Origin of the sequence: Corynebacterium testudinoris, from assembly GCF_001021045.1 — a bacterium.
Lineage (GTDB): Bacteria > Actinomycetota > Actinomycetes > Mycobacteriales > Mycobacteriaceae > Corynebacterium > Corynebacterium testudinoris.
In genome coordinates, this window is record NZ_CP011545.1 from 408688 (window position 1) to 431262 (window position 22575).

The 22575-nt window shown below is 62.5% G+C and carries 26 protein-coding genes; 21 read left to right on the forward strand and 5 right to left on the reverse strand.

The genetic code is table 11. The annotated features are described in order from the left end of the window. Nucleotides 1–2 precede the first annotated feature (2 nt). The 3 genes from CTEST_RS01985 to CTEST_RS01995 are packed head-to-tail and all read right to left on the reverse strand — an operon-like array spanning nucleotide 3 to nucleotide 998. Nucleotides 3–185, reverse strand: coding sequence for a hypothetical protein (locus CTEST_RS01985; RefSeq protein WP_047252307.1), 183 nt, complete (start codon nucleotides 183–185; stop codon nucleotides 3–5). Then, nucleotides 182–484, reverse strand: coding sequence for a hypothetical protein (locus CTEST_RS01990; RefSeq protein WP_047252308.1), 303 nt, complete (start codon nucleotides 482–484; stop codon nucleotides 182–184). Before CTEST_RS01990 ends, CTEST_RS01985 begins: the two co-directional genes overlap by 4 nt. Nucleotides 485–497: 13 nt before the next feature. Continuing rightward, the gene (locus CTEST_RS01995; RefSeq protein WP_047252309.1) at nucleotides 498–998 is read right to left on the reverse strand and encodes an Asp23/Gls24 family envelope stress response protein; all 501 of its coding nucleotides are present in this window, start codon (nucleotides 996–998) and stop codon (nucleotides 498–500) included. A 531-nt stretch (nucleotides 999–1529) separates the two neighbouring features. Between CTEST_RS01995 and rpsJ the strand changes: the two genes are divergently transcribed. The 18 genes from rpsJ (at nucleotide 1530) to CTEST_RS02085 (ending at nucleotide 14616) form a co-directional block, all read left to right on the forward strand. Beyond that, complete coding sequence (rpsJ, locus tag CTEST_RS02000; RefSeq protein WP_003848085.1) at nucleotides 1530–1835, forward strand: 30S ribosomal protein S10; 306 nt, start codon at nucleotides 1530–1532, stop codon at nucleotides 1833–1835. A 32-nt stretch (nucleotides 1836–1867) separates the two neighbouring features. Continuing rightward, on the forward strand, nucleotides 1868–2524 hold the full coding sequence (gene rplC, locus CTEST_RS02005) for a 50S ribosomal protein L3 (protein WP_047252310.1): 657 nt from the start codon (nucleotides 1868–1870) through the stop codon (nucleotides 2522–2524). Beyond that, complete coding sequence (gene rplD / locus CTEST_RS02010; RefSeq protein ID WP_047252311.1) at nucleotides 2521–3174, forward strand: 50S ribosomal protein L4; 654 nt, start codon at nucleotides 2521–2523, stop codon at nucleotides 3172–3174. Before rplC ends, rplD begins: the two co-directional genes overlap by 4 nt. After that, the gene (gene rplW / locus CTEST_RS02015) at nucleotides 3174–3479 is read left to right on the forward strand and encodes a 50S ribosomal protein L23 (protein ID WP_047252312.1); all 306 of its coding nucleotides are present in this window, start codon (nucleotides 3174–3176) and stop codon (nucleotides 3477–3479) included. Before rplD ends, rplW begins: the two co-directional genes overlap by 1 nt. Before the next feature lie 24 nt (nucleotides 3480–3503). Continuing rightward, the gene (gene rplB / locus CTEST_RS02020) at nucleotides 3504–4340 is read left to right on the forward strand and encodes a 50S ribosomal protein L2 (protein ID WP_047252313.1); all 837 of its coding nucleotides are present in this window, start codon (nucleotides 3504–3506) and stop codon (nucleotides 4338–4340) included. Between the two features lie 16 nt (nucleotides 4341–4356). Beyond that, a complete protein-coding gene (gene rpsS / locus CTEST_RS02025) occupies nucleotides 4357–4635 on the forward strand; it encodes a 30S ribosomal protein S19 (RefSeq protein ID WP_047252314.1) in 279 nt (92 codons plus the stop codon). Nucleotides 4636–4637: 2 nt separating this feature from the next. Then, a complete protein-coding gene (gene rplV, locus CTEST_RS02030; RefSeq protein WP_047252315.1) occupies nucleotides 4638–5000 on the forward strand; it encodes a 50S ribosomal protein L22 in 363 nt (120 codons plus the stop codon). Further along, the gene (gene rpsC / locus CTEST_RS02035; protein WP_047252316.1) at nucleotides 5000–5755 is read left to right on the forward strand and encodes a 30S ribosomal protein S3; all 756 of its coding nucleotides are present in this window, start codon (nucleotides 5000–5002) and stop codon (nucleotides 5753–5755) included. The genes rplV and rpsC overlap by 1 nt, the downstream gene beginning before the upstream one ends. 2 nt (nucleotides 5756–5757) lie before the next feature. After that, nucleotides 5758–6174 carry a 50S ribosomal protein L16 gene (gene rplP, locus CTEST_RS02040; protein WP_047252317.1) on the forward strand — a complete coding sequence of 139 codons (417 nt, stop codon included), beginning with the start codon at nucleotides 5758–5760 and terminating at the stop codon, nucleotides 6172–6174. Beyond that, nucleotides 6174–6404, forward strand: a complete 231-nt coding sequence (gene rpmC / locus CTEST_RS02045; RefSeq protein ID WP_047252318.1) for a 50S ribosomal protein L29 — start codon at nucleotides 6174–6176, stop codon at nucleotides 6402–6404. The genes rplP and rpmC overlap by 1 nt, the downstream gene beginning before the upstream one ends. 2 nt (nucleotides 6405–6406) lie before the next feature. Continuing rightward, the gene (gene rpsQ / locus CTEST_RS02050; protein ID WP_047252319.1) at nucleotides 6407–6688 is read left to right on the forward strand and encodes a 30S ribosomal protein S17; all 282 of its coding nucleotides are present in this window, start codon (nucleotides 6407–6409) and stop codon (nucleotides 6686–6688) included. 180 nt (nucleotides 6689–6868) lie between these two features. Further along, nucleotides 6869–8395, forward strand: a complete 1527-nt coding sequence (locus CTEST_RS02055) for an OFA family MFS transporter (RefSeq protein ID WP_047252320.1) — start codon at nucleotides 6869–6871, stop codon at nucleotides 8393–8395. Between the two features lie 279 nt (nucleotides 8396–8674). Further along, nucleotides 8675–9148 carry an adenylyltransferase/cytidyltransferase family protein gene (locus tag CTEST_RS02060; RefSeq protein WP_047252321.1) on the forward strand — a complete coding sequence of 158 codons (474 nt, stop codon included), beginning with the start codon at nucleotides 8675–8677 and terminating at the stop codon, nucleotides 9146–9148. Next, entirely contained in the window at nucleotides 9145–9891 is a 747-nt protein-coding gene (locus CTEST_RS02065; RefSeq protein ID WP_047252322.1) for a CDP-alcohol phosphatidyltransferase family protein, read from the forward strand. The genes CTEST_RS02060 and CTEST_RS02065 overlap by 4 nt, the downstream gene beginning before the upstream one ends. Nucleotides 9892–9903: 12 nt before the next feature. Continuing rightward, complete coding sequence (locus tag CTEST_RS02070; protein ID WP_052844269.1) at nucleotides 9904–10794, forward strand: glycosyltransferase family 2 protein; 891 nt, start codon at nucleotides 9904–9906, stop codon at nucleotides 10792–10794. Between the two features lie 29 nt (nucleotides 10795–10823). Beyond that, nucleotides 10824–12038, forward strand: coding sequence for a Wzz/FepE/Etk N-terminal domain-containing protein (locus CTEST_RS02075; RefSeq protein WP_083985392.1), 1215 nt, complete (start codon nucleotides 10824–10826; stop codon nucleotides 12036–12038). 2 nt (nucleotides 12039–12040) lie between these two features. Then, nucleotides 12041–13318 carry a glycosyltransferase family 2 protein gene (locus CTEST_RS02080; RefSeq protein WP_052844270.1) on the forward strand — a complete coding sequence of 426 codons (1278 nt, stop codon included), beginning with the start codon at nucleotides 12041–12043 and terminating at the stop codon, nucleotides 13316–13318. Then, the gene (locus CTEST_RS02085) at nucleotides 13315–14616 is read left to right on the forward strand and encodes an O-antigen ligase family protein (RefSeq protein ID WP_047252325.1); all 1302 of its coding nucleotides are present in this window, start codon (nucleotides 13315–13317) and stop codon (nucleotides 14614–14616) included. The genes CTEST_RS02080 and CTEST_RS02085 overlap by 4 nt, the downstream gene beginning before the upstream one ends. Here CTEST_RS02085 and CTEST_RS12995 read toward each other — a convergent pair. Next, complete coding sequence (locus tag CTEST_RS12995; RefSeq protein ID WP_052844271.1) at nucleotides 14537–15154, reverse strand: hypothetical protein; 618 nt, start codon at nucleotides 15152–15154, stop codon at nucleotides 14537–14539. The two genes, CTEST_RS02085 and CTEST_RS12995, sit on opposite strands and share 80 nt — an antisense overlap. A 104-nt stretch (nucleotides 15155–15258) precedes the next feature. Here CTEST_RS12995 and CTEST_RS02095 point away from each other — a divergent pair, with 104 nt between their 5' ends. The 3 genes from CTEST_RS02095 to CTEST_RS02105 all read left to right on the forward strand — a co-directional run bounded on the left by CTEST_RS02095 (nucleotide 15259) and on the right by CTEST_RS02105 (nucleotide 21108). Beyond that, nucleotides 15259–16788, forward strand: coding sequence for a flippase (locus CTEST_RS02095; protein WP_047252326.1), 1530 nt, complete (start codon nucleotides 15259–15261; stop codon nucleotides 16786–16788). A 151-nt stretch (nucleotides 16789–16939) separates the two neighbouring features. After that, nucleotides 16940–20401 (forward strand): fibrinogen-like YCDxxxxGGGW domain-containing protein, encoded by a 3462-nt coding sequence (locus CTEST_RS02100; RefSeq protein WP_052844272.1) that lies wholly within the window; start codon nucleotides 16940–16942, stop codon nucleotides 20399–20401. Continuing rightward, nucleotides 20398–21108 carry a WecB/TagA/CpsF family glycosyltransferase gene (locus CTEST_RS02105; RefSeq protein ID WP_236686119.1) on the forward strand — a complete coding sequence of 237 codons (711 nt, stop codon included), beginning with the start codon at nucleotides 20398–20400 and terminating at the stop codon, nucleotides 21106–21108. The genes CTEST_RS02100 and CTEST_RS02105 overlap by 4 nt, the downstream gene beginning before the upstream one ends. Here CTEST_RS02105 and CTEST_RS13000 read toward each other — a convergent pair whose 3' ends face one another. Then, a complete protein-coding gene (locus tag CTEST_RS13000) occupies nucleotides 21109–22557 on the reverse strand; it encodes a sugar transferase (RefSeq protein ID WP_052844273.1) in 1449 nt (482 codons plus the stop codon). It lies immediately after the preceding gene. Nucleotides 22558–22575: the final 18 nt, after the last annotated feature.

Genomic DNA, 22575 nt, shown 5'->3' on the forward strand with positions numbered 1-22575 from the left:
CCTCAGCCCCGGCTCCCGCGAGTGAAAATGGCGGACAGATCAATGCGGCCATCCAACTGCGCCCCAATGATCGTGCCGACAGCACCGAACACCAGCACATAGATCAGGCCAAGCCAGCCGCCGAAGATCACCGCGAAGGCGAGTGCGATGCCAAGGACCAGGCCAGTGAAAGTGTGATTGTTCATGATGACTCCTGCGCGTCAGAGAAGTGGACATCGGCGGTCAAACCAGGAAGAACTGCAGCCGTCAATCCGCGGACCTCATCGGCGATCTCCGCGAGGGGCCGCCCGGCCGTGAGATCGAGGATGAGATGGATGGACAACGTGGCCCCCTTCACCTGCAAACCTGGGACCCGGTGCCGCGGGTACAGCAAAGCAACCTCGCCGAACTGGCCCGGATGGAGGCCCGCCACACCGGGGACCGCCACCAGCTGCTGAGCCAAAGCATCAGCGACGTCCTGGGGAATGGGATCAGGGAGAGGCATGTCTCGCGCGGTCCTACTGGACCCGCGGTGCGAGCTCGGTCGGGGCGGGGGAATGAGGCTCCTCGTCCTCACCGAGGTCAAGGTGCACATCATGGACCGTCACGTTGACCTCCGTGACCTCCAGGCCGGTCATGCGCTCCACAGCATTGATGATGTTCCGGCGAATAGCCTCCGCGAGCTCGTGGATGGCCACACCGTACTCGGCGACGATGGCGACATCGACAGCTGCCTGGCGCTCACCCACCTCAACGGACACACCCTGCTGGACAGTCGACGCAGACCCGGCGAAAGACTCGCGGATCGCGCCGACCATGCGGGCTGCGCCGCCACCGAGGGCATACACACCGGACACTTCCCGAGCGGCCAACCCCGCGATCTTGCTCACGACAACGTCATCGATCCGGGTGACGCCGCGGCTGGTGTCCCCGACGGATCCCAACACCTCCGCCGCTTCTGCTGCGACCGTTGTGTCCGTAGCTGACACGAAGGGATCCTGCGGGCTGTTCTCTGACATGATGTGACTCCTGCAACAGTAGGTATCAAGGCGTGATCCCCATAGTAGACGGATTGTGTTTCCCACCGGGACCGTGCTTTAATACATGGGTTGCTTTAACACAGTGCTGTCTTCAGGCCCCGGCCTGGATCGCATCACTGCTGGTAGGGCAAACATGACACCTTCGTCAGACAGTCTTGAACCGACTGGCTGGGAAGGCTTCGCAATCGGGTCAAAGTCACCGTCAAGGTCTGGCACACCCGAGCGCGAGGACCGGAGAAGGGGCATGGCAAATAAACAGCGGCAGTACGCAAGGGCCCCACGCTTATCGCGATGAGATCCCTTCCTTCTTGATCACGGGTCTTGTACCCCGTCAGGAGCACTTCCACGCGTTGATTTGTTCACGTCCTGGAACCCTCCCGGCTAGTCATGGCAATCAAGAAACTGGCGTTGCGCCCAGGCCCTAAGCCCGGACAACGTTATAGAGAAATCGAGAAGCGAATTCCCACCGCTCCTTAATGTGATGTGGGACTAGCGAGGAAGAGGATAAGCGTGGCCGGACAAAAGATCCGCATTCGGCTTAAGGCCTACGACCATGAGGCAATTGACGCATCGGCGAAGAAGATCGTCGAGACTGTCACCCGTACGGGTGCCCGCGTCGTTGGCCCGGTGCCGTTGCCCACCGAAAAGAACGTGTACGCCGTTATTCGTTCTCCCCACAAGTACAAGGATTCTCGCGAGCACTTCGAGATGCGCACTCACAAGCGCCTGATCGACATCCTCGACCCGACGCCGAAGACTGTTGATGCCCTCATGCGCATCGACCTTCCGGCCAGCGTCGACGTGAATATTCAGTGATCGACGACAAACTTGGCAGCGGAGAATAAATAATGAGTGAAAACGAGATCAAGGGAATCCTGGGCACCAAGCTCGGAATGACCCAGGTCTTCGACGAGGAGAACCGCGTTATCCCGGTTACTGTCGTTGAAGCTGGGCCGTGCGTTGTGACCCAGATTCGCACCAAGGAAACTGATGGCTACACCGCCATCCAGATTGCTTTCGGCGAGATCGACCCGCGCAAGGCAAACAAGCCTGCCGCAGGTCACTTCAAGAAGGCTGGCGTTACCCCCCGCCGCCACGTGGCTGAGATTCGTATGGACGATGTCTCTGGCTACGAGGTTGGACAGGACGTCACCGTTGACATCTTCGAGGGTGTTACCTTCGTCGACGTCACCGGCACCTCCAAGGGTAAGGGCTTCGCCGGCGGCATGAAGCGCCACGGCTTTGCCGGTCAGGGTGCCGCTCACGGTAACCAGGCTGCTCACCGTCGTGTGGGTGGCATCGGTGCTGCCGCGACCCCGGGCCGTATTTTCAAGGGCAAGCGTATGGCTGGCCGCATGGGTAATGACCGCGTCACCACCCAGAACCTCAAGGTTCAAAAGATTGACGCCGATGCCAACCTGCTGCTCATCAAGGGTGCTATCCCGGGTGTCCGCGGCGGCATCGTTACCGTTAAGACCGCAGTGAAGGGCGGTGCACACGCATGACCAATCTGAAGCTCGACGTCCACACCGCTGAAGGTAAGACTGATGGCCAGGTGGAGCTGCCGGCCGAGATCTTCGACCGCGAGGTGTCCATCGCTCTGATGCACCAGGTCGTCAACGCCCAGCTCGCTGGCGCCCGTCAGGGCACCCACTCCACGAAGACCCGTGCAGAGGTCCGTGGCGGTGGCCGCAAGCCGTTCCGCCAGAAGGGTACCGGTCGCGCCCGCCAGGGTTCGATCCGCGCACCGCACTTCACCGGCGGCGGCATCTCGCACGGCCCCAAGCCGCGCGACTACAGCCAGCGCACCCCCAAGAAGATGAAGGCTGCTGCACTCTGCGGCGCCCTGTCCGACCGCGCCCGCAACGATCGCATTCATGTGATCACCGAGCTCGTTCCCGGCCAGACCCCGTCGACTAAGTCGGCTCGTGCCTTCTTCGCTCGTCTCACCGATCGCCGCAACATCCTGTTCGTGGTTGGTCGCGAGGACCTCAATGCCCGTCGCAGCGCCAACAACCTGCCGAACGTCCACATCCTGGACGCTAGCCAGCTGAACACCTACGACGTGCTGTACTCCGACGACGTTGTGTTCTCCGTTGAGGCTCTGCATGCCCTCATCAACCGCAACCAGGTTGCGGACAAGGAGGAGAACTAATGGCTAAGATCGCCAACCCGCGTGACATCATCGTCGCTCCGGTTCTGTCCGAGAAGTCCTACCGGTTGATGGAGCAGGACGTGTACACGTTCCTGGTCAACCCGACTTCCAACAAGACCCAGATCAAGATTGCTGTCGAGCAGATCTTCGGCGTCAAGGTTGCTTCCGTCAACACCGTCAACCGCGAGGGCAAGCGCAAGCGCACCCGCACCGGTTACGGCCAGCGCAAGGCAACCAAGCGCGCCTACGTGACCCTCCGTGAGGGCAGCGACTCCATCGACATCTTCGGCGGCTCCGCCGCTTAAGGCGTCGAGAGAAAAGGACACATTATGGCTATTCGTAAATACAAGCCGACAACTCCGGGTCGCCGTCAGAGCTCCGTTTCCCAGTTCGAGGAGATCACTCGCTCGACTCCGGAAAAGTCTCTGCTGCGCCCGATCCACAAGACCGGTGGACGTAACTCCCACGGTCATATCACCACCCGCCACAAGGGTGGCGGACACAAGCGTCGCTACCGCGTCATCGACTTCCGTCGCAATGACAAGGACGGCGTGCTGGCCAAGGTCGCTCACATCGAGTACGACCCGAACCGCACCGCCAACATCGCGCTGCTGCACTACTTCGATGGCGAGAAGCGCTACATCATCGCTCCGAAGGGCCTGAAGCAGGGCACGATCATTGAGTCCGGCGCCAACGCCGACATCAAGGTCGGCAACAACCTGCCGCTGCGCAACATCCCGACCGGTACGACCATCCACAACGTCGAGCTGAAGCCGGGCGCCGGCGCTAAGCTCGCTCGTTCTGCTGGTTCGTCCATCCAGCTTCTGGGTAAGGAAGGCACCTACGCTGTTCTGCGTATGCCCTCCACCGAGATCCGCCGCGTGGACATCCGCTGCCGGGCGACCGTTGGTGAGGTCGGCAACGCCGATCAGATCAACATCCGCTGGGGCAAGGCCGGCCGTATGCGTTGGAAGGGCGTTCGCCCGACCGTCCGTGGTGTCGTCATGAACCCGGTCGATCACCCGCACGGCGGTGGCGAGGGCAAGACGTCGGGTGGCCGCCACCCGGTGTCGCCGTGGGGCCAGAAGGAAGGCCGCACCCGCAACCCGAACCGCTACTCCAACAACATGATCGTGCGTCGCCGCCGGTCCAACAAGAAGCGCTAAGAGGAGGTAAAACGATATGCCACGCAGCCTTAAGAAGGGCCCGTTCGTCGATGAGCACCTCCTCAACAAGGTCGATGCTCAGAACGAGGCCGGCACGAAGCAGGTCATCAAGACCTGGTCCCGCCGTTCCACCATTCTGCCGGACTTCATCGGTCACACTTTCGCCGTTCACGACGGTCGCAAGCACGTGCCGGTGTTCGTGGACGACTCCATGGTCGGCCACAAGCTCGGTGAATTCGCACCCACCAAGACCTTTAAGGGTCACATCAAGGACGACAAGAAGGGACGTCGATAGCGATGAGTGACACCATCACCTCCGCACGCGCGACGGCCAAGTACGTCCGTACCTCCCCGATGAAGGCACGCCGCGTTCTCGATCTGGTTCGCGGCAAGTCCGTCGCCGAGGCTCTTGCCATTTTGAAGTACGCTCCGCAGGACGCCGCTAAGCCGGTGGCCAAGGTTGTCGCTTCCGCGGCCGCCAACGCTGAGAACAACTTCGGCCTGGACCCGCGCACCCTGGTCATCTCGGAGGCTTACGCCAACGAGGGACCGACCATGCGTCGTTTCCAGCCGCGCGCACAGGGCCGTGCTTTCCAAATCCGTAAGCGTTCCAGCCACATCACCGTTGTGGTTGAGAGCCAGAAGGAAGGGGCCAAGTAGTGGGCCAGAAGATTCATCCTCACGGCCTCCGGCTGGGCATCACTTCCGACTGGAAGTCCCACTGGTTCGCCGAGAAGCAGTACGCTGATTACCTCGCCGAGGACATCAAGATCCGCGAGTTCCTGTCCAAGGGCCTCGACCGCGCCGGCATCGCCGACGTCGTCATCGAGCGCACCCGCGACCGGGTCCGCGTCGACATTCACACCGCTCGCCCGGGCATCGTGATTGGCCGCCGCGGCGCTGAGGCTGATCGTATTCGCCGCGAGCTGGAAAAGCTCACCGGCAAGATGGTCGCCCTCAACATCCTCGAGGTCAAGAACATCGACGCCAACGCAGCTCTGGTGGCTCAGTCCATCGCCGAGCAGCTGGTCAACCGTGTCGCGTTCCGTCGCGCCATGCGTAAGGCCATCCAGTCCGCCATGCGCCAGCCGCAGGTCAAGGGCATCAAGGTTGTGTGTTCCGGTCGTCTCGGCGGTGCCGAGATGTCCCGCACCGAGCGCTACCACGAGGGTCGCGTTCCGCTGCACACCCTGCGCGCTGAGATCGATTACGGCACCCACGAGGCCCACACCACCTTCGGACGCATTGGCGTCAAGGTGTGGATCTACAAGGGTGACGTCGTCGGTGGTCGTCGCGAGTCTGAGATCAACGCCCCGGCTGAGCGCCGTGGCCGCGGTGACCGCAACGAGCGTGGCGGCCGTCCGCGCCGTGGCGGCCAGCGTCGCCAGCGCGCCGAGCAGAAGCAGGAGGGCTAAGAATGCTTATCCCCAAGCGCGTGAAGTACCGCCGCCAGCACCGTCCGCACCGTACGGGCATCTCCAAGGGTGGCAACCGCATCACTTTCGGCGACTACGGCATCCAGGCTCTTGAGCCGGCCTACGTCACCAACCGTCAGATCGAGTCCGCTCGTATCGCCATCAACCGCCACGTCAAGCGTGGTGGCAAGGTCTGGATCAACATTTTCCCGGACCGTCCGTTGACCCAGAAGCCGCTCGGCGTGCGTATGGGCTCCGGTAAGGGCCCCGTCGAGAAGTGGGTCGCCAACGTCAAGCCGGGTCGCGTTCTCTTCGAGATGAGCTACCCTGACGAGGCAACCGCCCTCGAGGCTCTGCGCCGCGCTGGCCAGAAGCTGCCCTGCAAGGTTCGCATCATCAAGAAGGAGGACCAGTTCTAATGGCAACCGGTACCCCTGCTTTCGAGTACCGCGAGCTCGACGCCACTGAGCTCGAGACTCGCCTGACCGAGGCCAAGGAAGAGCTGTTTAACCTGCGCTTCCAGCTTGCCACCGGTCAGCTGACCAACAACCGCCGCCTTCGCACGGTCAAGCGCGACATCGCCCGCATTTACACTGTTATCCGCGAGCGTGAGCTGGGCCTGTCCGTCGTCCCGGGAGCTGAGGCTTAATCATGAGTGAGGCAACTGTGAACGATAAGAAGGAAAAGGGCATCCGCAAGGTCCGCACCGGCTACGTCGTCTCTGACAAGATGCAGAAGACGATCGTCGTCGAGCTGGAGGACCGCAAGCAGCACGCCCTCTACGGCAAGACCATCCGCTCCAACTCCAAGGTCAAGGCCCACGATGAGAACGAGGAAGCCGGCATCGGCGACCGCGTCCGCATCGAGGAGACCCGCCCGCTCTCCAAGGACAAGCACTTCCGCCTCCTGGAGATCGTCGAGAAGGCCAAGTAAGCACCTTTTGCTTATCGACGGCTAAGTTTCGTCCCCAGCCCCACCTCAACCGTTCCGGTTGAGCGTGGGGCTGGCGCGATTCTAGGGGTGACGTGCAAAAAGTTGTACATAAGGATATGTTTCCGGCTAATATGACCGGGACCACATTCTTAATGCCCCTTTTACCGTGAGGCTACATCTATGTCTTTTATGTCCCGCAGCGCGATCATCGCGCCCAAGGAGTTTAACCGGTGGCTGATTCCTCCAGCCGCGCTCGCCATTCACCTGTCCATCGGTCAGGTGTACGCGTTCAGCGTGTTCAAGCTCCCGCTCATGGATCACTTCCAGGTCCGTGAGGTCGCCGTCGGGTGGATCTTCTCCCTCGCGATTGGAATGCTCGGTTTGTCTTCCGCCATTGCGGGAACCTGGGTGGAGCGCGTCGGCCCCCGGGTGTCGATGGCTACCTCCGGCGCCTTCTGGGTGACGGGCTTCTTCGTCGCGACGATCGGTATTTCCACCGGTCACTTATGGCTGGTGTATGTCGGCTACGGGCTCATTGGTGGCATCGGCCTCGGTATTGGCTATATCTCCCCGGTGTCCACGCTGATGAAGTGGTTCCCGGACCGCCCGGGCCTGGCCACCGGCTTGGCCATCATGGGCTTCGGTGGCGGAGCGCTCATCGCCAGCCCCACCTCCAACATGCTCATGTCCTACTTCGGTGGCGGCAACGAGACCTCCCAGCTTGCGGATGGTCTCTCCCAGACCTTCCTCACCCTGGCGGTGCTCTACCTGGTCGTCATTTCCCTCGGTGCCTACGCCATTCGCCTGCCGCACCCGGACTGGTCCCCGAAGGGCTTTAACAAGTCCACCGCCAAGCCCAAGGCCATGCAGACCAAGGGCAGCGTCTCGGCCAACAACGCCATCCGCACCCGTCAGTTCTGGCTGCTGTGGATCGTGCTGTTTACCAACGTCACGGCGGGCATCGGCATCCTGGAAAATGCCGCCCCGATGATCAGTGACTACTTCCCGCACATCGCCGCGGGTGCCGCCGCAGGCTTCGTTGGCCTGCTCTCACTGACCAACATGGGTGGCCGCTTCGTCTGGTCGACGGTCTCCGACTGGATCGGCCGCAAGAACATCTACATGGTCTACCTCGGCGTGGGCCTGCTCATGTACCTGCTCATCGCGACGCTGGGCTCCACGTCCATCTTCTTGTTCGTCGTGGCCGCGCTGATCATCCTCTCCTTCTACGGCGGTGGCTTTGCCACTATCCCGGCATACCTGCGCGACATGTTCGGCGTGTACCAGGTCGGCGCCATCCACGGACGCTTGCTCACCGCCTGGTCGGCTGCTGGTATCGCCGGACCGCTGATCGTCAACATGGTGGTTGAGTCCCAGGCCTCCAAGGGCCTCGAGGGCCCGGACCTCTATCAGCTCAGCCTCTACATCATGGCTGGTGTGCTGGCCGTGGGCTTCATCGCCAACGCGCTCGTCCGCCCCGTGAGCAAGGAGCACTTCGAAGACGAGGCCGTGGTGCAGGCCAAGATCGATGCCGACCGCCAGGCCGTCATCGAGGCCGAAGCAGAGGCCAAGGAGGCCGGGCGCACCGGCGGTAACTCCGGCCCGCTGCACACCACGATCTCCATGATTCTCGCCTTGTTCATCGGCGCCTCTCTCATCTACGGCCTGTTCCAGACCGCGGTGAAGGCGGCCGGTCTGTTCATGTAGCACCTCTTCACACCACGCCCTGCGGCCTCCCAGTTCCTGGGAGGCCGCAGGGCTTTTTTAGTTCTCTGACCTACTTCCCGCTAGGATGGCAGAAGTATGCACATGTAGTGAGCGGACGTCGATAAGCTCTTTCTGGCTGGCCAGTGACCTTTTATCGATGTCTGGGGCGTAATTTCATTCAGCTTTTAGCCTCCGCTTGGGCCATATTCACCCACAGATGGCTCTACTTATGCACCTTTGAGAGTTAGTTTCGCCGAAAATTAGTTAGGGAGTCTTTTCATGTCGAAAGGACAGCAAGCAGAAGGGCGCACCGTGGTTGGGTACGTCCCGGGAGGCTTCGACATGCTGCACGTCGGGCACATCAACATCCTCACCGCCGCGCGCGATCGCTGCACGCACCTTGTTGTCGGGGTAGCCACCGACGAGTCCCTGCGCAGGATGAAGGGACGGCTGCCGGTCATCCCTCACGCCGAGAGGATGAAGCTCGTCGGGAGCCTGCGCTTTGTGGACGAGGTCGTGGAAGACCTCGACCAGGACAAACGACTGGCGTGGCGGCGCCGTCCCTTCGACGTCCTGTTCAAAGGCGATGACTGGAAAGACACCGAGAAGGGCGAGCGCCTCGAACGCGAGCTGGCAGAGGTCGGCGCCCACGTCGTGTACTTGCCCTACACCCCCTCTACGTCTTCCTCGATCCTGCGGAACTTCCTGCTGAAAGACCACGTCGAGGAAGCCCATGCGGAGGGGGTTCGATGACCGAGTTACCTCAAGATAGCTGGCGAGAACGCTACCGCTGGGCCCGGACATCGCTCGACGGAGCCCAGAAAACCGGCCAAGGTGTCCCCGCCTACACGCGCTGGGTCAACCGACGAGGAGCCCGCGTCGTCGCGGCCGTCGGTTACGCCTGCGGCTGGACACCCAACATGGTCACCGCCATGTCCGCGCTGCTCTCCCTGGCGGGAATGATCCTTCTCCTGATCTTCCCCCCGGCCGCGTGGCTGGGCGTGCCGGTCGCCGCACTATTGGCCGCGGGCTACCTCTTCGACTCGGCGGACGGCCAGCTGGCTCGGCTGTCGGGGCGTTCCTCCAAGACGGGGGAGTGGATCGACCACGTCGTCGACGCCTTCCGCTCCCCGGCGATCCACCTCGTCACAGCCGTCGCGATCATGATCTACCGCCCGGACAGCTGGTGGCTGGCCCTTGTTGCCCTCGGCTATTCGCTCATTACCAGCGGGCAGTTCCTCAGCCAGATCCTGGCGGAGGCCTTCGTGAAAAAGGCTGGCCGACCACAGACTCGCGGCGGCGACAAACGCTCGTGGATTCTGTTGCCCACCGATCCGGGGACGTTGTGCTGGTCCTTCATTCTCTGGGGCGTCTCGCCCTTGTTCGCGGTGGTGTATACCCTGCTCGCAGCCATCGCCGCTGCGCATTCGGCAGTGTCATTGCGGCGCCGTTTCCGCGACCTCTCCGCCCTCGATAACGCATCGAGTCAGGGGTAAGCCGTGCCCCACATGACTGTCCTGCTCCCCGCACTCAATGCATCGGAGCACGTCGGAACTGCCGTTCGCTCCACGCTGCGCGGATTGCCCCGCGACGCCGAACTGCTCGTGCTCGATGATGGCTCGACCGACAACACGGCTGAGGTAGCGGTGAAAGCCGGTACCCGGCGAGGGGTCATGGACCCGCGGCTGAAAGTGGTGAGTCGTCCGCCCTCCGGCGGGCTGGGCAAGGCGCTCAACTGGATGCTCGAGAACACTGACTCGGCGCTTGTCGCTCGGATGGATGCCGATGACATCAACTTGCCGTGGAGGTTTTCCACCTCCGTTCAGGCACTCACCCGTGGCGTCGATGTCGTGTTTTCCCAGATCCTGCAGGGCAAGGGGAAAACCACGATACCCATGCTGCCGATCGCCATTAGCCCCCAGGCGTTTCCGGTGCATCTGTTGCTCAGGAATCCGGTGACGCATCCGACCTTGGTGGGGCGTCGAGAAGCACTTGCGGTGAGTGGCGGATACCGCGACGTGCCAGCTGAAGACTACGACCTGTGGCTGCGGATGGCAGCCAACGGCGTGACAATGCGCCGACTGGCGCTGAATTCCTACGTCTACCGTTTCCATCCACAACAGATCACCGCCAATCCGGACTGGTACAAGAAATCCTGGTCAGACCCCCTTCAAGCGGAGGCCTTTGCGGATCTGAGTGAGGTGCTCACCGGAGTTCGCCTGAAACGGCTAGTGGCTATTGCTCAGCTGCCACCGGAAGAGCGACAACCCCAGCTCCAGCAGTTCGAGCAGCTCGTTGGCGCCGCCATCGCGAAACTCCCCCGAACATCGCAACCACTTGTGCGAAGGCGGCTCAATCGCAGGATCGACTGGGCCCGACAGTATTCGCCCAACATTTGACACCCCACCGCGGCAAAGGAAAAACCACCATGACAACTCTTGACAGGCACCCCAGTCCAGGACAGTACGACGGATCAATGGACTTCAACATCGTGTCGACGATCCTTCGTCGGCGGAAGAAGTGGATTCTTCTCGGCACGGTCATCGGGCTGGTGGTGTGCATTGCTTACCTCCTGATCACGCCGACGACGTACACGGCGACCGCCCGGGTCAGCGTTGCGGCGCTGGGAAGTGAACCAGTCGCGCAGGGGCGTTCGGCCGCCAACCTGGTGGACATGCCAACGGAACGTCAACTGGCGTCGTCCGCGCTGACGACGGAAGGCGCGCTGGAGGAGCTCGGCGAGGGATGGCGGGCCTCCGAGCTGCGCTCCGGGCTTAGCTTGTCGGGAGATCCGGACAGCACGGTGCTCGACCTGTCCTATTCCGCCAACGATCGCCCACGAGCCATCGAGGGCGCTGACGCGTTGGCACGCGCCTTCCTCGTCACCCGAAGCAACCAGGTCACCGACCGGGCCCAAGCCATGGTCGAGAACATCGATGAGAAGATCGCATCGAACGTCGCGGAGAAGAACAAGATCGCCTTGGGCGAGGTCACGACCGGCGTCGCGCCCAGCGTGCGCATCTCGACTATCGACGCCACTATCGCCGCCCTCCAGCAGCAGCGCGCAACGTGGAGCGACATCAACACTTGGCCTGGTGAGGTGATCACCCCAGCGTCAAGTAACGAGGTGAAAACATCGCCAGTGATCTGGCGCGTCATCGCCCTTGGTCTCCTCGCCGGCCTGTTCCTCGGCTTCGTCATGGCTGCGCTGCGCCACGCCTTCGACGGAGGCGCGTCCCACGCGGACGACATCCGCAGTCTCCTCAACGTCCGATTGCTGCGTCCGCAGGCCCCCTACGGCGAAGTCAAGCGATGGGATGCGGCAGCCACCATTGCTCATCACGGCAATGACGATTCCGCACCGTTGTTGGTGCTCGTCGACGAAGACAACTCTGATGCCGAAGCCGCGGCCCAGGCACTGGCGGCAGCGGGCGAGACCCGGCAGCTCGACCTCCGAGTCGACCGGGCAACTCTCCTGCGTGAGCTAGGTGGCGAGACTCAAGCGGTGCTCGTCGTGCCGCCGACGTGGAAGAAGACCGAACTTCTTGGCCTCGTCGATGACCTGGACGGCATGGGAACCCACTTGGTTGGTGCCATCGTCGTCGACGAACGCGCCGGGCGTACTACAGCAGCCACGAGGTAGTGATGGACAACTCACCCTCGATTCTCGGGGACACCGCAGGCGCGGACCCGGTGGATCCGCGGCGCAGCCTCGTGGCGGTCGTGGAACGCGATACCCGGGCCGTGACGGTGCTCTCCGGTGATGAGGCGGATCCTCGGGCCGAGATCCTCGTCCGTGAACAAGGCGTGACGCTGGCGCACGTCCACCTCAACGGGGCGGGCGAGTTCGTCGAACGGGCTCTGGCGCAGACCCCTGACGGCCTGCCCCACCGTGGATGGACTCTCGGAGCTGGGAAAGACACCCACGCGAGTGCGGTGGTGTGCACGATGGGGAAAAACCCTGTGCTCCCCTTGGCTATCAAGGCGGTGCTGGGGCAGACGCACGATGCTTTGGAGGTCATCGTCGTTGACAATGATCCAGCCTCGGGTGATGTACGCCGACTCTTAAGCGGCATCGACGATCATCGACTTCGGATCGTGGACGAACCACGCCGAGGTCTCTCCGCCGCCCGCAATCGCGGGCTGCGCGCTGCCGAGGGGAGTGACGTCGTGGCTTTCACCGACGACGATGCCCTGGTGAGCCCGAACTGGTTGTCATCCATGCTCGATGTCTTCGCCTCCGCACCAGCGGGCGAGGTGGGGGCTGTGACAGGACCCGCGTTTGCCGCCGAGCTGCAGAGCCCATCGCAGCGATTTTTCGAATCTCGTGGGGGATTTCCCCACGGGCTCGAACCCGTCGTGTGGTTCGTGCAGCCGATTTCACCCGAGTGCGCCCGCCTGGGCCAGCCCGGCGACGGAGGACCCCTGTACCCGCTGGCGACTGCCCGGGTTGGCGCGGGGGTGTCCATGGCATTGAGCCGCGCTGCCCTCCAGGCACTGGGCAGTTTCGATGAGTGCCTGGGTGCCGGATCGCCCACCCGGGGCGGCGAGGACCTGGACGCCTTCGCGCGGGTCATGCGGGCTGGTTTTGCCATTGTGTACACGCCCGATGCCGTCGTCCATCACGTGCACCGGCGAGATCTCGCAGGGCTAGAAAAACAGACGTTTGGCGACGGCACCGGCATGGTCGCGCTGTTGTTTAAGTCCCTCCTCCATCACCCGACAGAGCTTTCCGCACTGCTCCGACGCATCCCCGCCATCCTGGCCCGGGTGAAGCCGGGGACAGATCGCATGAGCGGCAGCGAGGACGATGTCCCTTCGGTGCTTAGCCGCAAAGAGGTAAAGGGATTTCTCGTAGGGATTCCCCTTTACCTCCAAGCACGCGGCCGTCGCGCTCTGGCACAGGTGGGGATCCGGCGATGAGAGTAAGAACAACCCAGACCTTGCCGGCGGCGCCCGTCATCCTGCCGTTTGCCGCCTATATCCTGTGGTGGGCCCTCGGTATCGGCGACTTCATCTGGATTTTCGCTGGGTTTATCATTTGCCTGTCGTGGATTGGAATCAGAGGCATCAAGGTTCCTCCGCTGCTGTTCCTGTGGGTCCTTTTCACCGCCTGGGTGGCAGTCACCCTCGTCATGAATGACAACGTGGGACGCTTTGCTGGTGCGGTGTATCGTCTGCTGCTCTACGCCTCGGCTGGCCTCCTAGCTATCCACACCTTTAACGCGCGGCAATCGTTGCCGCTGCAGAAGGTCACCGGGGCGCTGGTGTGGTTCCTCGGCGGGATGAGCGCCGTAGGCTACGCAGCGCTCGCCTTCCCTCAAGCCATCATCCGCACCCCCATGTCGTGGATCATGCCGGAGGCTTTGGCCCGCAACGAACTCGTCGAGCAGATGATCATTCGCCGCATGTCGCATTGGAACCCCTCGGCGTGGATCGACCAAGCCGTCCGGCCTGTGGCACCGTTCCTCTATGCCAACACGTGGGGCAACGTCTACTCGCTCGTCCTGCCGCTGGCGGTGCTGCACCTATGGCTCATGTGGCACACACGCTACCGCTGGATCACCCTCATCGTGATCCTCGCCAGCATTATCCCTGCGCTGAGCACCCTCAACCGCGGAATGTTCGTCGGCCTGGGCGTCGTTGCTCTGTGGGTGTTGTCGCAAACCGTGCGCCGTGGACAGTTCTTTACCGCCGCCCTCGCGGTGTTCGCGATGGCGTTAGCGGGCCTCGTGTGGTTCGTGTCTCCGCTCGGGGCGGCATTGTTTAATCGAGTGGCAACCACGTATTCCCTTGTGGATCGTGAGTCTCTGTACGTTGAAACCTTCGATGCGGTGCTGACATCCCCACTGTTCGGATACGGCTCGCCGCGGCCAGCAGATCAGTCGTGGCTGCCGTCGCTTGGCACCCAGGGGCAGCTGTGGACGGTGCTCTACTCCCACGGCTTCGTCGGTGCGGCATTGTTCGTCGGGTTCCTCCTCGCCGCATGTGTTGTCGTCCTTCGACGTCGTGACGTTGTCGGTGCGGTTTTAGGCGGAATCATCTTGGCGACGGCCGTCGAGACGGTGTTTTACGGGATGATGACTGGGATCATGGTCTCGCTGGTTGTGGTGGCGCTGGCGATGCGCTCGGATACGGTGATTAGCAGTGGGGATCGTCCGGGAATGACCGTTCAGCCAGCTTCCACGTTCCGTCCTCAAGGCGGAAGGTGGTCAGCATGAGGGAACGTTGCTCGTCCCGCGGGATGTCCGAGTTGACCACGGCGTCGTTTTCGTCCCGCACCTCGACGGCGGAGGAATCCACGCAGACGCGGGCGACCACGGCCGTGGGATCATCGATCGGTTCGATGACAGTGGATACGATCTTCGCCTTGCCAACCTGGTGCAGCTTGGTGACGGCCCATTCTTGGCGCTGGTTCTCAAAATCCTCCAAGGCCACTCCGGTGAGCAACGCCGACATGTCTAGCGCCGCCTCGGGATCCTCCAAGCTGGACCACGAGGTCTGCAAGGTCTTTTCCACCAGTTCTCGGTCGATGCCGTCCGGCGTCGTCGGAGTTGGGGCCACCAGGATTGAGGTCTCCACAGCGCTGGTGGGCGTCTCCACCGGGTCACCGGGAGTCTCGACCGCTGCGCTTGATTCGGAGGTGGAACCGGAGGAGGACAGCGCGGAACTCAAGTTGTCATCACATGCGCTCAGGCTGAAGGCGGTGACGGTGACAATTCCCGCGACAAGGGCCGCAGACAAGCGTGGTGGAAGCATGAAGACTCCAAGTTGTGAGTGGAACCCGGTCAGTTCCATTGGTGAGTTGATTGTATTGTCACCCGGGGATGCTGAACAACATGCCAGGGGTAGCAGGGTGACACATGTCTGATCAGGGAAGCGATGATGTTCGCTCGGATGCGGCGAGCCGCGAGAACCGACGGGAGCTTGCCCGGGGCGGAAGCCTGAGTTTTGTCGGCTCGGCGTGCAGTGCGCTGCTGGGTTTTGTGCTCACCATCGTCATCACGCAGCTCATGGGCGCGGAAGGCGCCGGAGTCATCTTCCAGGCCACGGGTGTGTTCGCGGTCGTCCTCGCATTCGCCAAGGTGGGGCTGGATTCCACGGCCATTTACCTGCTTCCCCGGGTGCGGCTTGATGATGTTGGCCGGATCCGTTCGACCATCATGGCCTTCCTCCTCATCGCCGGAGTGATCAGTGTGTCCTTTGCCGTGGCGCTCCAGCTGGTGGCGCCGGTCTTATGGCCTGGGTCCGACAACCCGGTTTCGGCGTCGGTGCGGGCCTTGGCGGTGTTCATCCCCTTCGGAGCGGTCGTCATCATTGCGGCGGCGATCTTACGAGCGTTGGGATCGGTCAAGGAATACGTGCTGGTGAGCAACATTGCTATCCCGGCCTTGCGCCCGCCTTTGGTGGCCATCGCCGCCGTGGCCACGGGTTCAGTCGTGGTGGTGTCGGTGGCGTGGGCCCTGCCGCTCGCCCTCATGGTCCTTGTGGTTGCGGTGATGATCGCCGGACACGTGCGGCGCGAAGAGAGCGGCACCCCGGGCCGGGTTCTCCCTTCCCGGGATCAGTTGCGGCAGATCGTCGGCTTCGCGGCTCCCCGGACGGCGTCTGCTGGCTTGGAGCAGGCCATCATCTGGGTGGATGTTCTCATTATCGGTTGGCTGCTCAGCGACGAGGCAGCCGGGATCTACGGCGGCGCGGCCCGGTTCATCCAGGCCGGGCTGATCGTGGATGCGGCGCTGCGGGTTGTGGTGTCCCCACGCTTTTCTTCCCTCCTGCACCAGGGCAAAACGGGCGCGACGCGCGACCTCTACGTCACCGCGACGATCTGGCTTGTCCTCATCGCCTCACCCATCTACGTCCTTCTGGCGGTCTTTTCCCCCGTGTTCTTGGGACTGTTGGGCCCTGATTTCCCCCAAGGGTCAACGGCGTTGACCATCCTCGCTGTCGGCATCATGGTGACATTCCTCGCGGGCAACATTCACTCGTTGCTCATCATGAGCGGCCGAAGTGGGTGGGCGGCGATCAACAAGGTCATCGTCTTGGCCATCAATGTCGTGGGAAACCTCATCGTGGTGCCCGAGTGGGGGATCGAGGGTGCAGCGGCAGTGTGGGCCTTCAGCATGCTTTTCGACGCCTGCCTGGCTGCCTGGGAGGTCCACTACTTCCTCGGCATTCGTGCCCCGTTGTGGGAAGTAACTCGACCGCTGGTGTTGGTACTGGCCACGTGCGCGGTGCCTGCCCTGATCATTCTCGGCCTCTGGGGGAGCTCGGTGGGCACCTTGCTGCTGGCGGCGGCGGTGGGGGCGGTGCTGTTTTTGTGTGCCTGTTGGTTCGCGCGGCGTTCTTTGCGGTTAGAGAACCTGATGTCCATGCTTCGGTCGCGTGGCTAGCCGTGCGGGGTCCTTTTCCGGGGGTGACATCGCAGCGCGGAAAGTGCGTGTTTTCTGGCTTCATGCGTCAAAATGTCAGTACAAGAATGACCGACACATTTGCCCCATCTGAGATGGTGCAATTTTTTCGCAAAGGCGACCTCATCTACACATGAATATCTCCTCCTCGCTGCGCATGTTTCGCCTCCTCGCAGTCTGCGTTGTGCTCATCGCCCTCGTTGCTTCCAGCTTTGCCGCCCCTGCCCGGTCGCAGGAGGTCGTGGCCCCCAATGTTCCTCAGGCGAGAACGGTCGAAGCGGCCAAGCGTGATGGGCGCACGATGGACACGGCCGCTGGGTCGTGCTGGGAGATCAAGCAAAAGTTCCCCAGCCAGCCAAGTGGTTCTTACTGGCTGTTGACCCCGACCATGCAGGCTCCGCAGCAGTTCTATTGCGATCAGGACATGGACGGCGGCGGGTGGGTCCTCATCGGCCAGGGGCGCGAAGGCTGGGAGAAGTTCGCGGACGGAAAAGGCAACCCAGAACGGCTCCTCGCCAGGGGTCGTAGCCCGGAGGATTTCTCCCCGGTTCAGTTGCCCTCCGCGACCATCGATGGGTTGCTGTCCGGCACGGACGTCAACCAGCTCCCGGAAGGGATGCGAGTGGTGCGGGCAACCGATAGCTCGGGTAGCCGATGGCAGGCACTTGATCTCCGCCCGACGAGGATGACCACCTGGTCGTGGGCCTTGCCCACGGAAGATACCGTGGCCGCCTTCCGAATCAACAATGGAATTTGGCGTGCTGGCGGTCAGTTCCAGACGAGCTTTGGCTTAGACAATGCGTGGAACCGAGTTGATCTTTCGGTGACCGCGAACCGGGGTTACAACTGGGGCTTCGGCTATGGCGTCAACGCCTACGGCGGAAACACAAGTGCAAACAACTTCCTGTGGTCCCGAAACGGGTACTCGCCGCTGCCGTTCGCGGAGCTGTATGTACGACCGAGGATCTCTTCCGACGAGAATTTCACCAGGATCGATGATGGCGGCACGCCAGCCTCCGAGCAGCGGGCCATGGCGGCCAACTTTGCTTCACCCACCAGTTGGGGCGTGAGCGGCAACCTCAATGGGCGCACGACCGAGGGAAATGCTCCGGTTCAGGCGTTTGCGGAGATCAACGGCACGATGTTCGTGGGCGGAAATTTCACTCACGCTGAGCAACGTAATGCCAGTCGGCAGGTGCCGCGCACAGCGCTTGCGGCCTTCGATGCCACCACGGGTGATCTGCGTGAGGGATTCAACGTCGAGTTTGATAATCAGGTCAAGGCTCTCCAAGTCTTGCCGGACGGGCGTTTGTTGGTCGGTGGTGACTTCAAAAATGTCAATGGCCAAAGCCACAGCGGCACGGTGGTCGTGGACCCCACTACCGGCGCGATCGATCAAAGTTGGACTCTGGAAATCACCAGCCGCCTGAGCTCGGGAATCGTGAGCGTGACCTCTTTTGCGCTGGGCGGGGAGTTCGTTTACATCGGGGGAAACTTCACCCACCTGTCGTCCGCCAATGTGGCCAATTCCTATTCGCGGGCAGCGGCGCGCGTGCGTCTCGACGGCACTCCTGATCGCTCGTGGAACCCCGAGTTCAACGGCACCGTGGTCGACATCGATACCTCGTCCGGAGGGGATCGTTTCTACGCGGCGGGCTATTTCACCAAATCGGTGAACAACGACGCCATGAAGGCGGCTGTGCTGTCTACCGAGCCGGGGGCCCAACCGGCTACCAACTGGGTTTTCCGGGGTAGCGCCGCCGATCGCTCTAATTACCAGCAGGCGATCGATGATACCGGCCAGCTGCTCTTTATCGGCGGGTCGGAGCATGCTCTCTTCGGCTACAACACCGCCACCCTCGATAGGGTGTCGGGGTCGATCACCAAGCAGATTGGTGGCGATTTCCAGGCGATCGCCTCCGACGGAAGCGTCACTTATGCGGGTTGCCACTGCTCGCAGAACACCTATCAGGATGCCTATTATTGGCCGACCATGAATCGGGATTGGTCCCGGGTAGACAACATTCAGTGGGTTGGCGCCTGGGATGCTCAGACCGGCAAGCAGCTTGGCGGGTTCTCCCCATATCGTCTGATTTCCAACAATGCGGGGGCCTGGAGTCTCTTCGTTGCCTCGGACGGCGCGCTGTGGGTAGGCGGCGACTTCGTGGGATCGAACACGGCGCTGGATAGGTCCCAGTGGAATGGTGGCTGGGTGCGCTACCCGGGCCGGGATGTCGTGGCACCTGATACCCCGTCTCGAGTGTGGTCTGATGGCGGAAACGCCGACACAGTCACCATTCGCTGGAGCGGAGTCAGCGATAGCACCAGCTACGAGGTGCTTCGCGACGACCGCGTCATCGCCACCATTCCGAGCAATGGCAGCATTGCAAGTGGATCGGCCACCGTGCCCCGTGGCGGTGAGAACCGCTTCTTCGTCCGGGCGGTGGATGCCGCCGGGAACCGCTCGGCGTCGACAAGCGTGTTTAAGGCGCCCGATGCCGGTGAGGTCGACCCGAACAATCCGATCCTCATCGATCAGCGTGCGACGTGGCACTATTCCTACGATCAGGGGACACCCGCCGCTGGCTGGAACATGGAGTCGGGCTTTGCCACCTGGCCGGAAGGTACTGTTCCCATCGGCTACGGTGCCGGGGGCCTGGGCACCTCCCTGACTCCTCCCGCCGGTGCGACCCGCCCCATCACGACCTGGTTTGCCCGCGAGTTTGAAGTGGCTAACCCGAGAGCTTTCACCACGGCGACCTTGGAATACGTGGCTGATGATGGTGCGGTTGTTTACCTCAACGGCCAGGAAATTCATCGGACCCGCCTCGCCGACGGCCCCGTTAATGCGGATACGCGCGCCAATGCGGCGATTTCGACGAGCGCGGCTCAGGCAACGCGGGTCCGGATCGCGATACCGTCTTCCCTGCTCAAGCCGGGAAAGAATGTCCTTGCCGCCGAGACCCACCTCAATTATCGGACCAGCCCCAACATGTCCTTCGACGCGAATCTCCTCATCACGGACTTCGCCCCGGCTCCCGAAACCCCGACCCCCGTCGAACCAGAGGTTCCGACGCCGGCCGCCTTCCGCATCGCGGAAGGCTCGGAGTGGTACTACCGCTATGACCTGGAAGAACCCCCCGTCGGCTGGGACACGGATGCCGATGTGACCGCCTGGACGCAGGGACCTGCCCCGATCGGTTGGGGACACGCGGGCGTCGCCACGCCTATCGACGTCCCCGTGGCACAGCGCGCAGCCACCGCCTACTTCGTGCGGGATGTCGACATCGACACCGCCGCCCTCCCCGCGGGAGGGTATCTAGAAATCAGCGTCCGGGCCGACGACGGCGTGCTTGTGCGCATCAACGGAAAAGAGGTGGGGCGCAAACGCTTGATGGAGGGCTCAGTCACGCACAACACCTTTGCTAGTGGAGCCGTGAACACGGCAACAGCCATCGCCGATCCGCTGATCATCCGAATCCCGATCTCGGAGCTTCAGCCGGGACGCAACCGGATCGCGGTGGAGACGCACCTGAACTACCGGTCCACCCCGTCCGTCACCTTCGAGCTGTCGGCGGAGGTGATTGGGGCGTGAGCTCAGACGCCACCGCCATGGCGCACCGCGTTGCCCGGCCCGGAACGGTTGCCACCTGGTTAAACCACTGGTCCATCCAACATGCTGACTGGACGGCGCTTCGCCAGGTCAGCTGCATCGGCATCGACGGGACGCTCTTACAGCTGCTCATGCGGAGGGCGGGCTACGACCTCGGGCGGACCTCCGCGGACCTCGTCCTCCCCATCCTCTTCCGCGATGTACTTCCCGCCAACAGCGCCATCGCGCTCATCGGTGCCGCGCCGGGTGTGGCGCAGAAGGCTGCCGCCCGCCTGGGTAACCGCCACCGCGTGCGGGCGTGGGATGGGTACGGGCAGCTCAGCGCTTTGCGCTCCGATCCCCATGAGCTGCAGGAATTCGCCCCCGATATCATCGTCCTCGGGCTCGGGGCGGGCCTACAGGATGAGGTGGCCGTGGAGTTCCACGCCCACTTCCCGGCGGCGGTCATCTGTACCTCGGGCGGCTGGATCGACCAGTTTTCCCGCAAGGAGCAATACTTCCCGGCGTGGGTGCATAGGTTCCGCCTCGGGTGGCTGTGGAGGATCCTCCACGAGCCCCGCCGCCTGCTGCGTCGCTACACTATCGACGCCGTGACCATTGTGCTCAAACAGCGCGATTACCTGGGCACACTGCAGCAGATGCAGGTGGAGCCGACCCCGATCTGCCTGGAAGTCCAGCCCCGCACCTAGCTAGTACGCACCGTCCTTGGACAGCACAGCCTTGAAGGTCCGCAGCAGGATCCGCAGGTCGAGGCGGGGGCTGCAGTTCTCGGCATAGTAGAGATCCAGGTACACCGAATCTTCCCAGGACAGGTTAGAGCGCCCCATGGTCTGCCAGAGCCCGGTCAGCCCGGGCTTGACCAGGAACTTGCGGATGACATGCTTTTCGTAGCCAGCCACTTCCTTCGGCAGGGGCGGGCGGGGGCCGATCAAGGTCATATCGCCGCGAAGGGCATTGATGAGCTGCGGTAATTCATCAAGGCTGTACTGGCGGAGGAACCCGCCAACCTTGGTGATCCGGGGATCATCCTTGAGCTTGAACAGGACCTCATTCCCGGAATCCTGCGGCAGCTCCATTTTGGCGAGCATGTCCTTCAACGCTTCCTCGGCGTCGATCTTCATGGTGCGGAACTTGAGCATGGTGAACTGTCGCCCGTTCAAACCCACGCGGACCTGACTGAAAAAGACCGGTCCGCCATCACCAATCTTGATCATCACGGCGATGAGCAGGAGCAACGGGGACAGAGCAATCAATCCCAGGCCCGACAAGACGATGTCTCCGAATCGTTTGGCGTGGAAATACCATCCGCTGTATTCAGCGGGTGCGATGTCGATGATGCTCGGGCGAATACCGGCCTGGACCTGCATCCGCTGCGCCGACACCCCATGGATGGGCACGAGGAAGGACATCTTCTTATTGGCAGCTTCTAGGCCCCAGCGGAGCGACTGCACCTGCGCAGTGGACAGGCCCGAGTAGGGGGAGAGGAGCAGCCCGCTAGCGTTGCGCTTGAGCACCTCTTGCAGGATGTATTCGGTGGGCGAGGGGGAGTCCAGCGCCGAAGGTGTGTAGATATGCCCAGCGATGGCCACTTCGTTGTGGAACGATCCCGCCAGAATGTCCAGGGCAGGGTCGTCTTCGCCGTTCTCGCCCAGAACAACGTAGGACTCCTCCGTCGCCTGCTTTGTGCTGCTGATTCGGTGCACGATCAGCCGTAGGCCAAAGATGAGCAGGATTGCCACGGGCAGCGTGACATAGAACAGCGCAGGTGGGAGCGCATCGAGGAACACCACGTCGACGATCGCGAACGCCCCCAGGGTAAGAAGCGAGGTGCACGCGACCCGTTGGAAGGGCTTCGACATCGTCCACACCACCCGCGTGGCATAGGAACCGGTAATGGCCAGGGCGAATAGCCAGGCCACGAGGATCAGTGCCATGTGTGCCCACGGAGTGGTTGGAGATGCGCCGGCTCCATGCTCCTGGAAAAACGCCGGGGAGGTGAGCAGGAGGGCGATGACGATAGCGAGGGTATCGCCGAGAAACAGGGTGAGAGCCGGGACGTGGCTTGATGGTCGGCGAGTGGCCCCAGGGGAGGTTTCTTTCTGGGCACCGCCCAGAGCAAAGGTCTGCGACATCTCCATGGGTTTGACTCCTCTCAC